The 16,561-nt window shown below is 36.9% G+C and carries 8 protein-coding genes; all 8 read right to left on the bottom strand.

All coding sequences use genetic code 11. The features are described from left to right. Positions 1–1,046: ABC transporter substrate-binding protein (locus tag HMPREF2811_RS10500; protein WP_246829858.1), on the bottom strand; the 1,046-nt coding region annotated here is incomplete at its 3' end. Positions 1,047–1,595: 549 nt separating this feature from the next. Continuing rightward, positions 1,596–2,348 (bottom strand): type I methionyl aminopeptidase, encoded by a 753-nt coding sequence (gene map / locus HMPREF2811_RS10495; RefSeq protein WP_066125232.1) that lies wholly within the window; start codon positions 2,346–2,348, stop codon positions 1,596–1,598. Positions 2,349–2,354: 6 nt separating this feature from the next. After that, complete coding sequence (locus tag HMPREF2811_RS10490; protein WP_066125233.1) at positions 2,355–3,140, bottom strand: acyl-ACP thioesterase domain-containing protein; 786 nt, start codon at positions 3,138–3,140, stop codon at positions 2,355–2,357. A 136-nt stretch (positions 3,141–3,276) separates the two neighbouring features. Beyond that, positions 3,277–4,683 (bottom strand): dihydrolipoyl dehydrogenase, encoded by a 1,407-nt coding sequence (gene lpdA / locus HMPREF2811_RS10485; protein ID WP_071409282.1) that lies wholly within the window; start codon positions 4,681–4,683, stop codon positions 3,277–3,279. A 10-nt stretch (positions 4,684–4,693) separates the two neighbouring features. Next, on the bottom strand, positions 4,694–6,313 hold the full coding sequence (locus HMPREF2811_RS10480) for a 2-oxo acid dehydrogenase subunit E2 (protein ID WP_071409281.1): 1,620 nt from the start codon (positions 6,311–6,313) through the stop codon (positions 4,694–4,696). 89 nt (positions 6,314–6,402) lie between these two features. Continuing rightward, positions 6,403–7,380: an alpha-ketoacid dehydrogenase subunit beta gene (locus HMPREF2811_RS10475; protein ID WP_066125238.1), complete on the bottom strand. Its 978-nt coding sequence runs from the start codon at positions 7,378–7,380 to the stop codon at positions 6,403–6,405. Then, positions 7,380–8,489 carry a pyruvate dehydrogenase (acetyl-transferring) E1 component subunit alpha gene (gene pdhA, locus HMPREF2811_RS10470; protein ID WP_071409280.1) on the bottom strand — a complete coding sequence of 370 codons (1,110 nt, stop codon included), beginning with the start codon at positions 8,487–8,489 and terminating at the stop codon, positions 7,380–7,382. Before pdhA ends, HMPREF2811_RS10475 begins: the two co-directional genes overlap by 1 nt. 547 nt (positions 8,490–9,036) lie before the next feature. After that, complete coding sequence (locus HMPREF2811_RS10465; RefSeq protein ID WP_071409279.1) at positions 9,037–15,888, bottom strand: pullulanase; 6,852 nt, start codon at positions 15,886–15,888, stop codon at positions 9,037–9,039. Between the last annotated feature and the right edge of the window lie 673 nt (positions 15,889–16,561).

The raw sequence follows: 16,561 nt of genomic DNA, 5'->3' as shown, positions 1-16,561 counted from the left end.
ACTGCATAGGCCATTGCTTGACGAATTGCTTTGTCTGCTACTACTAATGATTCATCAGGAACGTTTTCGCCTTCTTCTAATTTCCCTAACTTAAATCCAATATAAGTATAGGCATTTTGTACATCACCTAAGACAGTGAAGTTTTCAGAATCTTTATAAGAGTCGTAAGAGTCAGCTGGTAAAGAGGCAATATCGTAATTACCTGCTTGCATTTCAGCAATTGCTGTTGATTGGTTAACCACTTCTAATTGAACACCATCAATTTTTGTGCGACCTCTCCAATAATATTCGTTCGCTTCATAGGTAACGGCTTCACCTGGTGTAATTGAGGTTACTCGGAAAGGACCGAAACCAACTGGTTTAGTACGTACTGGTTCTGAGTCTAACATATCTTTCACTTCGATACCTTCGAAGACATGTTTTGGTTGAATGTAACTTGAAATCCCACCACCTGCTTGAAGCATTGAGTTAGGGAATTGGTTATAAGTTACTTTTAATGTGTAATCATCCACGCGTTCCAAACCGCTAATTTCTTCAGCTGAACCTTCGTGATACTCTTTCATTCCCACAACGTTTTCAAAATCTTCGCCATAACGAATACCTTGATAGTCTGGGTGACCTACTACATAATATGGCCAAATAACATCATCGATTGTTAAGTCTTCGCCATCGTCCCATTTTTGACCTTCTGGAATAGTGATGGTAACTTGTTTGTTCTCTACGTCAAAATCAACTTTAGCAAAACCTGAATCATCAATTGTGAAGTTTTCATCATAACCATACAAACCTTCGTTAAATAGGCCAATAATCGTTGCGTCTGGGTTACCTTCATATAGCATGTTATTTAACACACCTGAAAATGGATCCCCTACTAATGCATAACGTAAAGTACCACCTTCAATTTCTTCAGCATCATTTTTTATGGCTGTTTCTAATTCAACATTCGATTGTGCAGAAACAAGGGTAAGTGATGAATTAGCAACAACAGAGCCAAGTGTTAATGCCGATAATGTTAAACCGGCAAGTTTTCTTAAAGAATTTCTCATAATGTTCCCTCCAAAAAATTTATAAATAAAACTTTATACTGTTATATTAACCGATGTAAACGATAAAAGCAAGTGTAAAGTTAAAAATAAATTAAAAAAATGTGAAAACATGTATTTTTTAACGTCTTTTTATTAATGAAAGCTTATTAAATCAATATTTTCCTAATTTTCTCATTATTTCATTTTATTAATGATACTTCTAATCTATTTCTCATTATACTTATCATAATTAATTTTTTAAAAAAAGCTGGATAAAATTTAAATGAACATCCTTGTTAAATAAACAAGAAGCATTCATTAAACTTTACCCAGTCTCAACTTGCCTTATACCATCGTTGATTGACCCAAAACAAGTATTTATTTAAAATGGCATGATTCCCACTAAAATCCAATGGATAATTGGATTTAAAGCGTAATTCTAAAATTTTTGCTGCTTTTGCTTCAAATCATCAATGTTACTCTAGCTTAGATTAATTTAGTAATTAGAGAATGTCTTCAATACTCAATTTCTTTTTAAAGAATCTTATTTTATTGAAACTTCATTGACTCTTAGTCAGGTTGTTGGGTTAACAATACGGGTCCATCCGCTGTAATGACTAAAGAATGTTCATATTGCGCACAATAACCACCATCGCGCGTACGGGCTGTCCATCCATTATTATCCATTTTCATTTTCCAAGTACCGGTCGTAATCATCGGTTCAATGGTAATGGTCATCCCCTCTTTTAGTCGAAGACCTTTTCCAGGTAAGCCATAGTGTGGAACTTGTGGATCTTCATGAATCGTTGGACCAATACCATGTCCAATAAAATCACGCACGACCCCAAAACCTTCTCCTTCCGCATACGATTGAATAGCATGCCCGATATCTCCAATGCGATTACCAACTTTAGCTTCAGCAATCCCACGATACATTGCTTCTTTCGTCACTTCCATTAAGCGTTGATGCTCGTCACTAATTTCTCCTACAGCATAACACCAACAACTATCTGAAATAGCACCATCCAAATCGACACAGAAGTCTACTTTAACAATGTCGCCTGATTTTAATTTATAATTTGAAGGGAAGCCATGACAAATTTCATCATTTACACTTGTACAAGTTGCGAATTCGTACCCTTCATAACCAATTTGAGCTGCTACTGCGCCGGCTCCTTCAATTTTTGCTTGAACAAACTTATCTATTTCAGCCGTCGTTACACCTGGTTTAATGAAATCTCTTAGTGCAACATGAATGGAAGCTAATAACTCTCCAGATTTTTTCATTGCTTCAATTTCACGTTCTGATTTTAATGTAATCATTTATGTTTATTTCTCCTTCTTCCATGTCATTCTTATATGACACGCTTCTTTATCCAATGTTTTATTATATATGATTTGATCCGTTTGTACAAATTCATTTGGTTTTGATTGGTAATTTAACAATTTCGGCTCATGTCCCGATAAGACTTCATTGCCAAATTTAACCTCTACAACGGTTAATTCATGACCTGATGCTGATAAACGCTCTCTTATTGCATTATAAGCCCATCGCAAGTAGACTAAGTTATTAACATGTTGATTGCCATCAATATCACTTGGTAGAATTTCCAAGTCCTTTTCACTTACTTTTTGCGCATTTTCAGGTACTTTTAATCGGCTAAAATTCACTTTAATTTCGGCGTTTAAATCTAACAATTCAGGTAATGTTTCATAATTCAGTCTCACCATCTTACGTGAAATAAAATCAATCGCTGCAAATTGAAAAAATAAAGTCATTAATTCTATATCGTCAGCTTCCACCACAAATTGACGTGTGATGAAAAAACGATTTGCCTCTATCACATGGGTACTTATTTTAATTTCTTGATTAATCTCTGGCCATTGATGAATCACCATCCGATTTTGGGTAATAACCCATGTTTGCTGATCATTAATGATATACTCATCCGCATTTAGTGTCTGTTTGACTGCTTGATCATGAGCATCCGATGTCGTTAACACTAGCTTTAATACTTTGGTCAAATCCGCTTGTTTTGAGCCAGGATACAAGGCTGCTTGTTCTGATAGTAGATACGTGTTGCTATAGGGTTTGGTATATTGCTTAAGACTCATGTTTTTTCACCTCGATACAAGTATTATAACGCTCTTTCAATAATTTTGACAAATTTGTTTAAAATTATTTATTAAATGATACTGGCAATATAAAAAGCCGAGAAATAAATCTCGGCTTGCAATCTTATTTAAATGATTAAATATGGATTGGGTGACCTAAAGCTAATTCAGCTGCATCCATAACAGTTTCTGCTAATGATGGATGTGAGTGAATGGTTAATGCTAAATCTTCGGCATTTAATCCACCTTCAACCGCAAGTGTTAATTCAGCGATTAAATCAGAAGCGTTAGCCCCTGCTACTTGTGCGCCAACTAAAACATTATCTTCTTTAGTTGTTACTAAACGAACAAATCCGCTAGTTGCGTTTAGTGATAACGCACGTCCATTACCTGCTAATGGGAATTTAGAAGCTTTCACGTCTAAACCAGCTTCTTTAGCTTGTTCCACTGTATAACCCACTGAAGCTAATTCTGGATCAGTGAAACATACTGCTGGCATAGCAACGTAATCAACGGCACTTGGTTGTCCACTGATAGCTTCCGCCGCTACTTTTGCTTCGTAAGAAGCTTTATGCGCTAAAGCAGCACCAGGAACAGCGTCTCCAATTGCAAAGATATTATCTTTATTGGTACGTCCTTGTTTATCAACGTTAATTAAACCACGTTCACCAATCACAACACCAGCAACTTCTAAACCACAGTTATCAGTGTTTGGACGACGTCCTACAGTTACTAAACAGTAGTCAGCTTCCACTTTATGTTGTTTACCGCCCACTTCATAAGTAACCGTTACACGATCGCCATTAATTTCAGAGTTTAAAGCCATTGCGTTGGTAATAACGTCAACACCTTTTTTCTTGAACTCTGATTCAACTAATTGTACCATGTCTTTTTCAAATGTCGGAATAATTTGGTTTGATCCTTCTAAAATAGTAATTTTCGTACCAAAGTTTGCAAAGGCACCTGCTAATTCAGAACCGATGTATCCACCGCCGATAACCACCATTTCTTTAGGAATTTCAGTTAATGCTAATGCACCTGTTGAATCAATCACACGTTCACTGAATTTAAATCCTTTGATTTCGATTGGGCGGCTACCTGTTGCTACAATCGCATTTTTAAATGTATAAGTTTGTGCGGAATCACCATTGATAACACGTAAAGTATGATCATCGACAAAGAAAGCTTCTCCTTCAATGATTTCAACTTTATTTTTCTTAAGTAACATACGGATACCGCCAGTTAATTTACCAACAACTTCTTTATCTTTCCATTCTTGAGTACGTTTGAAATCAACGGTAATATCTTTCGCCATTACACCAAAGAAATCTCCGTGTAAAGCATTATGATAAGTATGTCCTGCACTGATTAATGCTTTTGAAGGAATACATCCTACGTTTAAACAAGTACCACCAATGTAATCTTTTTCAATGATGGCTACTTTTTGTCCTAATTGAGAAGCACGAATGGCAGCAACATATCCACCAGGGCCAGATCCAATTACGACTGTTTCTAATTCAATTTCGAAATCTCCAACTACCATAATTTACACCTTAACCTTCCATTAATAATAATTCTGGGTTAGCAATTAAGCGTTTGAACTCATTCATTGCTTTTTGAGCAGTTGCACCATCGATAATACGGTGGTCGTAGCTTAATGATAATTTTAACATACGGCCAACAGCTAATTCACCTTCAGCATTAACGATTGGTTCTTGAACGATACCACCAAATCCTAAAATAGCTACTTCAGGATAGTTGATAATTGGTGTAAACCACTTACCACCTGCTGAACCTAAGTTAGAAATAGTGATTGAGCCACCGTTCATTTCACCGGCAGTTAATTTACCTTCATGAGCTTTTCCAGCTAAATCAGTAATAGAATCCGCAATATCAAACATTGACTTAGTATTAGCGTCTTTAATAACTGGCACGTATAGACCACGATCTGTATCGGTTGCAATACCAATATTATAGTAGTTTTTGTATACAACTTCATTCGTTGCGTCATCAATCGAAGCATTTAAAGCTGGATATTTCTTAACAACAGCCACTAATGCTTTAACAGCATAAGGTAAGAATGTTAATTTAGTATCGCGTTCAGCTGCTACTGCTTTAAATTTCTTACGGTGATCCCATAATGCAGACACTTCCACTTCATCAAAGTGAGTAACATGTGGTGCAGTATGTTTAGACGTTACCATTGCTTTAGCAATTGCTTTACGCATTGGTGTCATTGGTTCACGAGTTTCTAAATCTGATAAATTAGATGTATAAGGTTTAGCTGGTGCTGCTTGTTGTGCAGGAGCAGCAGTACTTTGAGCTGGTGCTGATGGTGTAGAAGCAACTTGAGCTGTTGGTGTTGCCACTGCTGCTGAACTATCAAAGTTTTCAACGTCTGCTTTTGTTACACGACCATTGGCACCTGTACCTGGTACTAATGAGATGTCAATTCCTTTGTCACGTGCTAATTTACGAACAGAAGGCATTGCTAATACACGACGATTAGGATCTGCTGCTGCAACTGGAGCACTTGCAGTTGTTGAAGCTGGTGCTGATGCAGTCGCTTGAGTTGCTGCTGGTGTTGCTGTTGATGCTTCTGGGACATGTCCTTCAGCTGCGATTTCAACTAGTACATCACCTACGACTGCTACGGTTCCTTCAGGAACCACAATCTTAGTAATAGTACCAGATACTGGTGATGGAATTGATTCAACAGACTTATCGTTTTGGATTTCAACTAAAACATCGTCTTCATTGATATGGTCGCCTTCTTTTACTGGCCAAGATGCTACTTCACCTTCGACAATTCCTTCTCCTAATTCAGGTAATTTGAATTGGAAAGTGCCTGCTGCTGGTGCTTGTGAATCTGCAACTGTTGCTTCAGCCGCTGCTGGTGCTGCTGGCGAAGTTGCTGGTGCTTCATCTTCGTGACCTGGCGCATCGATTTCAACTAATACATCGCCTACAACTGCTACTGTTCCTTCAGGAACATGAATTTTTAAGATTTTTCCAGATACTGGAGAAGGAATAGATTCAACCGATTTGTCGTTTTGGATTTCAACTAAAACGTCATCTTCTTTAATCTCGTCGCCTTCTTTTACTGGCCAAGATGCTACTTCACCTTCGACAATACCTTCGCCAAGTTCAGGTAATTTGAATAAAAATGCCATGATTTTTGTCTCCTTTTATTTGTCATAATGAGATTGACCAAAGAGGTAAAACATGTTTACCTCTCGTCAATCGCTTCGTATAAAGTCTATTAGAATTCGTAAGTTTTACGTACTTGTTCTTCAATATCTGTTGCATTTGGTAACCAGTCTTTTTCAGCTTGACCAAATGGGAAGATAGTATCAGGAGCTGCAACAAATCCGATTGGTGCTTCTAAGTCTAAGATTGCACGTTCAGAAATTTCAGCAATAACACGTGCACCCACACCTGCTTGACGTTGTGCTTCTTGAACAACAACCACGCGATTAGTTTTTTGAACTGTTGCTAAAATAGCTTCTAAATCTAATGGTGAAACTGTACGTAAATCCATTACTTCAACTGAAATACCATCTTTTTCTAAGTTTTCAGCTGCTTTCAATGCCTCACGAACCATCGCTCCGTAAGTAATAACAGAAACATCTGTACCTTCCTTAACGATATTCGCTTTTCCTAAAGGAATTGTATATTCTTTTTCAGGCACTTCTTCACGGAATGAACGGTATAATTTCATATGTTCTAAGAAGAACACTGGGTCATTATCACGAATTGCAGAGATTAATAAACCTTTTGCATCATATGGATTTGAAGGGATTACCACTTTAATACCTGGTGATTGCGCTAATAAACCTTCTAAGTTATCCGCGTGCATTTCTGGAGTATGTACCCCACCACCAAATGGTGCACGGAAAGTAATAGGCATTTGACGTGAATTACCTAAACGGTAACGTGTACGAGCCGCTTGACCTACAACAGAGTCCATTACTTCAAAAACGAATCCGAAGAATTGAATCTCTGGAATTGGACGGAAACCAGTTAAAGCTAACCCAACCGCTAAACCACCAATACCTGATTCTGCTAAAGGAGTATTGAATACGCGGTCCTCACCGAATTCGTCTTGTAAACCTTCAGTGGCACGGAAAACCCCACCGTTTTTACCAACGTCTTCACCGAAAATTAATGTACGGTCATCGTTACGCAATTCTGTCGCTAATGCTTGAGTAATTGCTTGGATCATTGTTAATTGAGCCATTATTTATTCTCCTTTGCTTCGAATTTTGCGATTTGTTCTTGTAAGAACACGTCTGGAGTTTCAAACATATTTTTTAAGAAATCTGAAACTTTTTGTTTTGGTTCTTGATCAGCTAATTTAACAGCTTCTTTAATTTCTTCTTGTGTACGTTCAATCACTTCGTCTTCTTTTTCTTTAGACCATAAACCTTTGTTTTCTAAGTATTTACGGAAACGAATTAATGGGTCTTTTGCTTGCCATTCGTCTTGAACACCTTCTGGTTGGTAACGAGTTGGATCGTCTCCAGATAATGTATGTGGTCCGAAACGATAACAAATTGTTTCAATTAAGACTGGTCCGTTACCTGCTAAAGCATATTCACGAGCTGCTTTCGTTACGGCGTAAACCGCTAAAATATCCATACCATCCACTACGATACCAGGAATACCTGCAGCAACTGCTTTTTGAGCTAATGTTGGCGCCGCTGTTTGTAATGAACGTGGTGTTGAAATAGCCCAACCATTATTTTGGATGAAGAAAATAGCAGGAACTTTATAAGAACCAGCGAAGTTAATTCCTTCATAGAAGTCACCTTGTGATGAACCACCGTCACCTGTCCAAGTTGCAACCACTGCATTTTTACCGTCACGTTTTAATCCAAATCCAACACCCATTGCTTGAATATATTGAGCACCGATGATGATTTGTGGTGGATAAGCATTGAGATCTTTATCAAAAGTAGATCCTGCAACGTGTCCACGAGACCATAAAAATGCTTTATGTAATGGTAAACCATGTTTAATTAATTGAGGAACATCACGGTAACCTGGCATGATATAGTCTTCACGTTCTAACGCATTGATAGACCCTAATTGAGATGCTTCTTGTCCTGCTGTTGGTGCATAGAAACCTAAGCGACCTTGGCGGTTTAATGCTGTTGAACGTTCATGTAAAATACGTGACCAAACCATATCCTCCATCAACTTAACTAATTCATCATCAGATAATTCAGGTAATAAATGCTCGTTTACTACATTACCTTCTTCATCGATGATTTGTACAGTGCTAAAATCGAAGTTATTTGGATCTAATAACTTTTCGAATGAAACAGTAGTGTTCTTATTTGCCATACTTGTACACTTTCCTTCCTTTTTTTAATGCGAAATAAAACAGCCCGAATTTCTGTTATTATCTCTATTTCCATAATTTAATGTATCACTAACGCTTCGTAAATGCAAGTATAATATAGCTTACATCATTGTTATAATAGGCTTTGAATAGACTTTGTGATATGAACCACATATTAATTTTTTTAATTATATGTTAAATAAAAACTCTTACTTTTTCATAAATAAAGCATTGGCTTTTGTTTATTCTGTTATAAAACAACTTTTAAATTGTTATATTTTTCATAGATTTCATAAATTTTCAAAGAAGATTTTGTGAAACATAATTAAAATTCGATATAGTTTGTGAAGAAATGTTTTTACTATTGTAATTAACAAAAAAAGAAGTGAGCTAGAAGAAGGAAATCATATGATTTTCCCTTCGAGTGCCCACTTCCTACTAGTTGCGTTGCGATTAATAGGTAATTTTATGTTAATTCATTTATCCAGTGACTGTCAAGACAACATCCGCAATCCTATTTCTGCGCTTACAACTAGCTCATTTCGTTACCTACTCTTGCTCTTCTTCGGTTTTTTTGACAATTAAACCTAGTCCGACTAGTACCGATAAAGCAGCTGCAGTGAAAATGGATGTGTTTACTTTTTCACCAGTATTTGGTAAAACAGCTGCATATTCCACTTTTTCAATCGGTTTGGCTTTAGCATCCGTTTCTTTTTCTTTAGAAGGTGTTTCTTCTTCTTGACCAGGTACCTCTTCTTCTTGACCTGGTGCTTCTCCTTCTTGACCCGGTGCTTCTCCTTCTTGGCCTGGTGTTTCTTCTTCTTGGCCTGGCCCTTCTTCTTGTCCTGGTCCTTCTTCTTGGCCTGGCCCTTCTTCTTGGCCTGGTCCTTCTTCAGGATCCTCAATCGGTGTTTCAGACGGAAAAACAAACATTGTAATAGACACAATCCGTGAACTGCCATCTTTGAAGACAACTTTTACTTTGGCTAAATGCTTACCTATGTTCGATGTGTCAATCCCTTCGACGATTTCTGAAACATAAGCATCTTCTGGTAAAGTTATTAATGCTGAGTAGTCATCTAATGAGACTTCATGACCTTGAACTACCTCTCCATCTTTGACCTCGGTTATCTCCGGAATTGGAGTAATTTCAGTCGCTGGTATCTCTTCGCCTTTCTTAATCAATAAGATAGCGGTTGTTAAGCCGTCTAGGGTAATAGAATCTTTATCTAATACGACCCCTTCTGGTGTTTCAATCACACTTGTTCCAGCTTGCTTAGCGTCAGCAATGACTTTCGCATCACCTAAATGTTTGAAGGCTTCGCCAAAATTAACGGTTCTTTCTTTTTCATCCGCATTAATGAAAACAGCATAAATATCTCCATTAGATGCCTTAGCTTGATACCCAATAATTAAATCATTGGCTTCTACTCTAGCGTTAGGATCTGTGTTAGGAACCGTAATTAACGATACATATTCATCAATTTCACTTGCTAAGTCATGACTGAAAGCATCGGTAGAGCGTCTAATTGCAATTAAACCTCTTGTATAGTTATGCGTTAACACATTTTCTGCATATTTTTCAGCATTGGTCGCTTTTTCCCAATCGAAACGGTTAATCGCATCACTTGAGTCATAAGAGTCATGAATAAAATATGGATACTCAAATGGGTTACCATCAGCATCAACCATGTAAGTTGCTTTATTTGGAATTAAATCATCACTTACGGTTGTACGATAATCCGGATGTAAGTATTGTTTTGTTCTTCCATATTCTTGTCCAGAATGGATAAATGGTGTTCCTTGTGACGTTAAAATAATACTATTTCCTAAGCGGACGCGTCTTAATATTTCGTCAGAATGATCTTTTGGATCTTTCTTAATCGACTGTGCGATGACATCAAACAAGGTTAAGTTATCATGGGCAGCGATATATTGAATCACGTCACCTGGATCATCTGCTTTGAAGTTACTTGGGCGTCCAATAATATTGTTAAAGATTAACTCTAAATTACGCGCACCATTGGTTAAGAAGCGTGGTTGTCCCTCACTACCAAAACCAGATTTTAATTCATTACGAATTTCATCAGAGAATGAAGCAACGCTATCGGTGAATTGCATCCATGTTTGGTCAGCAGGTTGTTCTGGTAAACCATCATCCCCTTCATAGGTGACCCATCCTTCTCCCAACATTAAAATATTAGGATTTAACGCTTTAGCTGCATTATAAGCTTCTTCTATAGAGGCCGCATCATGATCCCCCATCATATCGAAACGGAATCCATCCACTTTATATTCATCAACTAAATATTTAATAGAATCAACTAAAACTCTTCTAGCCATTTTATGAGTGGTTCCTAAACGTCCACCACCAAATGATTCTTTAGGTGTACCGTCAGCTTTCATAAAATGATAATAATTAGGTTCTAAATCTTCAAAGATGTGAACTTGAGCCGTATGATTATAAACAACGTCTAAAATCACACCCATCCCTCTTTTATGAATTTCATTCACTAAATTCTTAAACTCTTCAATCCGTTTACTTGGGTTAGTTGGATCTTCAGAATACATACCTGTTAATGCAAAATAGTTTTGTGGATCATAGCCCCAGTTATAATTAGAATCGCTTGACGCATACTCTAATAAACGTTCGTTATTGATGAACTCATTGACATTATAATAATTCATTACAGGTAGTAATTGAATATGGGTTACGCCTAAATCTTGTAAATAATCTAAACGTTCCACAAAAGCAGCAAAGGTTCCAAATTGGGCCGTTAATTCATCTGCGATATTAGGATCTGAGGTAAAATCACGAACATGTGCTTCATAAATAATCGCATCTTCACGTTTTTTATAGCCTTCAATCTTGGCAAAATCTAATTTTGGTCCTAATTGCTCTGGCGATACAAAAGCAGCTTTTCCAACTGGCTTACTCACCACATCTTCTGGTACTGGCATTGGTTTCGTATTATCCCATGCTCCCATTGATTTTGCATATGGATCTAATACTAAATATTTTTTCCCATCACGAATAATTTCATAATGATAGAGATAATTTGTTAAAGTCTCTAACCCTAAATCTTTAGCGGCATCTAACTTAACATTCCAGACACCTTTATCTGAAGCGGTCATTGCAACTCGACCAACGACTTTATTATTATCCTCTTTATCATAAACAACCACATTTACTTCTTGGGCACTTGGTGACCAAAGATTCATTTCTGCTACAGTGCCTGTTTCATTTAAAGTCATTCCTAAATCGCCATCATAACCATATACTTCGTCAGTTAAACGCCATCCTGTACGTGTGTTAACTGTCTTATCCTCAAAGGTAATGCCAAATGGTGCATTGGCAAGAGCGAAATCACCTGTTAATAATACAGTAGTACCGCCCTCTTGGATAGCAACAGAGTCAAGGGTAACGGGTTCTTGCGTTGAACTCGTAACGTTTAAACCATTTAATAAATCTTCATTAGTTAAACCTTCAGTACTTGAGAATTGGAGTTCAATTGTATTTTCAGATAATTGTTCCGCGCTATTCAATTGAATTTGGCTAACATAGTATGGATTGGTATAAATTTTTGGATCATTATCACGGATGAATAGTTGCGTGTGATTTTCTAAATCTTTAAAGATAAAATCTTGTTCTTGAACTTTATCTCCTGTTGATTCATCAACAATTAAAAATCCTAATTCAGCTAAATCACTTAATGTTACATCAGCATAATAGCCATATTCACCTTCACGGTCAAGGTCAATGCCGTCTGGCCAGTTTTCTCCTGGTTTTTCAACTGATCCCCATGTCCAAAGACCTAAATTATCATACTTGCCATCCGTACGGTAGTAATTAATACGTACCGTATTCGGAGTTTCAATCGGTTTATAATAATTAACACCCCAATCAGCATCAATCCATACCTCATCCATCGCTGGTGAAATAATATCAATGCTTTGATCGCCAGTAATGTTATCCCCTTTATTATTATTAATTAAGTAATTGATTTTTTTAGCCTCTAAACTTGATTTACGAACATCAAGATAGTAGCCATAATCATCTTGTCTTGCTTCGCCAAAGTTAGTTGCTCCGGTCGGCCATGATCCTAATTGTTCAGATGGCGTCGCAACATCACCCCAAGTCCATAAACCTAAGGTATTAAGTGCTTGGTCTGGTAATTCTTTAAAGTGAATTCGAAGCATGCCTTCTTCAACTGGCGGCTCTTCTTCTGAGGTTAATTTGGCATTAATAATGTCACCATTCGTTACCGTTAAGAGTAAGGTTCCGCCGTCGCTAATCGCTGGAGCTTCAATATTAATGACATACTGACCTGTTTCAGATAGTGTTGCATTATAAGAGTTGCCTGAATAGTGATCAAATAAGACAGCGTCTTCTCCTGACACTTCAATGGTTAAAGGTGTTGCTGTTTCATTTAAGTTAGTTGCAATATACGCACTTTGATCATTATAAGAACGTTTAGCAATTAACCATTTTTCAGAATTATTACCGGCTAAAGTTGTACGATCTCCTCGCGCCATTAATTCAGAATGTTCATTTCTAAAGTCTAATAGTTTCGTATAATGCTCATGCATCGCATTTCCTTCAACCTTATCCCAATCGAATTGATAACGATTGTCATAATAAGGCCAATTATTAGCACCACTTAAACCGAGTTCTTCCCCGTAATAAATTACAGGTAACCCTTTAGCGGTTAATTGAATAGTAGCAGCAATCTTTTGTTTATTTAAATCACCACCTAACGAATAGGTAAAACCATCTTCATCATGGCTACTTAAAAATTGTCCAAGAGACTCCGCATTGGTAATAAACCCATTACGATTAATTAATTCTTGTTGAGCTCCGGTTAAATCGCCATTGACTAGTTGTTTAGCAATTTCTTTAAAGCCGAAGTCTAACAAACTATCCATTTTTCCTTCGCCTAAATCGTCATTATCATTGGTATAATTTGCTCCCCATGATTCGCCCATTAAGTGGAAATCTGAATCTAATTCTGCTAATACATTCTTGAAGTGTTGCCAAGTTGTATTATCCACATTTTTCACAGTATCAACTCGGAAACCATAAATACTATTCCCTTTACTTGTAGTAGCTTTTTCTAACCATTGTGATTGCCAAGCTACCAATTGTTCTCTTACTTCATGTCGTTCCGTTTCAAAATCAGGAAGGCCACTTAAGCTACGTTGAGTATCTGGATCCATTCCCTCTTCTTGACGGATTAAACCATCAAAGCGTTCTTGATCTTCAGCTGTTGGGAATCCTTCTACTGGTAATGAATCTCCTTTATTTAATCCGTATCCTGGATGGTTTAACACTACATCGACTAAGATGTTAATGCCTCTAGCAGCTGCTTCATCAATTAACTCATGGAAATCTGCTAAACTTCCTAAATGTGGGTTTAATTTTTCAAAATCACTTGCCCAATAACCATGATAAGCATAAAACTCATCAACGTTATCAGTACCGCCTACATTATACTTAATGTTTTCAACAATTGGCGTTACCCAAATCGATGTCACACCCAAGTCTTTCAAGTAATCTAATTTAGCTGTAACACCCTTAAAGTCACCACCTCGATAGACTCCGCCTTGGTTTTTTGCTGATTCATAAGGTAGATTATAGGGGTTATTATTAGTTGAATCACCATCAAAGAAGCGATCAGTCAACATAAAGTAGATGACTTGTTCATCCCAATCTAATTCACCTTCAGCTTTTACATGCTCTTTAACGACTACTGAGGCTGTTGTTTCATAGTAACCATTATCGGCATCATAGACACGAATCGGTATTTGATATTCACCTGGTTTGGTATCATGTGTTGCAGTAATCGTCACACGGTTTAATTCAGGAGAAATTTTAACTTCAGCACTCGTCCCCAACGCAGAAGTATCCGCTATAATTTGCTTAATCTCAGCATTATCAGGATTGGTAATGGTCACATCTAATAATGCAAAATGATTGGATTCCACTTCCTTATTAACACTTGCTTCTACTGTAACATTATGGACTCCAGGTGTCGCTGTACTTGGGTCTACTTTATTTTCAGCAACAAAGTATGGATTAGTATAAACGGTTTGATCATTATCACGTAAGAATATTTGACTATGTGTTTTACGATCAGAAAAAACTAAATCAGTTAAAGGTTTTGATTCATCTGCTGTATTGACGATTAAAAATCCAATACTAGACTCAAGACCTTGCGATAGTGGTAAATCAACGTAGCGACCATATTGACCTTCTTGTTCAAACATTAAAGCTTCTGTTGGCCAATTTTGTGGTGGGTTTTCTACATCAAACCAAGACCAAACACCTAAATTTTCATAATTATTATCTGAACGAAGATAATTAATTCTAAGAACATTTTCGTCTTTAAGTGGTTGATAACTATTTGTTTGGAAGTCAGCATCAATCCAAGCTTCATTCATTTCACCAGTTAATAATTTAACCGTTTGATCTGTTGGCGTAATTTTAATCGTATCATCATCAGTACCGGCCGTATCTAATAATAAGAAACCAATGTCAGCTGGATTAGTAGATTGAGCAATATCAATATAATAGCCGTATTCATCTTTTTTATTAGGATCAAAGAGCGTTGCACCCTTCGGCCAACCTTCAGGATGATTACCTGATTCGTTTTCTACACCACCCCAATACCAAATACCTAAAGTACCAATTTTATCTTCAGGTAAATTTTCAAAGTGTAGGCGTATCATGCCTTCTTCAATTGGTTCAACAGCCGTTGCCGTGTTGTTGGTTGCAGCTGCTACACTTACCGTTTCATTGCTAGCGAACGTATTGACTGCTTCATCTGTATTAGATGTTACTGGTGTCGAATCTTCCGTCACTTCTTCTGAAATGGATGTTTCATCTGATTCTGCTAATAAAGTAACAGGTTCATTGACTGTCGTAGCATCATTGATTGACTCATCCTCAACGGCAGTGTTTGTATCTACTAAAGTTGTTTCAGGTATTTGAGTAGACTCTTCGACACTTTCAGCAATCTCCGCTTCTGAAGTCTCTGCTAACTCTGCTTCTGAAGTCTCTGCTAGTTCAGTTGGTGCTTCTTCTTCAACTGTCTCAGTATTCGATTCCGCTACTACTGGTGTTTCCTCTATAGCATCCGCATTAACTTCTGATATTACAGCTGTATCCAATAGTGGTACTTCAGCTTCTGTATCATTAGCATCCGCTACTAAGGCGCTCTCAGCTGAATCACTCAATGTGCCATCCGTCACTGTCTGAGCAGAAACAAAATTCGCATTAAAAAATAAGCCTGCACCAATTAATACCGAAGCAGTCCCAACTTTAAAACGACGAATTCCAAATTTTTCGACTTTCTGCGATAACTTCGCCCGTCTTACCTCTAGGTTATTCTTACCGGTCATTTCTTAATACCTCCATTTACCTCTCATGAGTTGTAATCGTTTACCTAAATAATAACAATTTAAAATTTTATTTACTAGTTAAAATCTCATAATGATATCGGTAACATTGAGAGGATAGGGTTTGTTAACGGTAACAAAATAATCGATAAAAAAATGATGTAAATTATCAAACTGTTTTTTGTTTCAAACTTTATTGCTAATTATGATATCAAAGAAATCATCATCGAAATTAGGGAGTGGGCAGACGAAGTAAAAACCCACTGATTTTCTACTTCTTGCCCACTCCCATTAAGGTTACCCAATTTGTTGCATATAACTTTCCCCAGTTACAAAAGCTATTGAGGTAATCTTTTTTCAGTTTTGACTTGTGCAAGGATACAAGACTATTTTACTAAACAGAACAACACTCTTTGCTTCATTCATATTTTGATGCATGTCGGTTCGTTGGCTTGTGAAATGACTTGAATATCATACTTCCATTACCTTATTTAATATGAAAATTTATTATTCACAGGCCGGTGTCTTATTTTGAGACATTTTTTGCTTAATTATTAAGAATTTATCAAGTTTTGCGAATAATTTTTCGAAATTTTATGAAAATGAAAATTCTACTCAAAAAGGGCTGTTTTTGGGAGTGGGCAAGAAGTAGAAAATTAAATAAATTTCGCTTCGT

The sequence above is a fragment of the Globicatella sp. HMSC072A10 genome (assembly GCF_001811625.1).
Classification (GTDB): domain Bacteria; phylum Bacillota; class Bacilli; order Lactobacillales; family Aerococcaceae; genus Globicatella; species Globicatella sanguinis.
The sequence above is the reverse complement of the archived record's forward strand: the minus strand, read 5'-3'. Positions and strand labels throughout refer to the sequence as shown.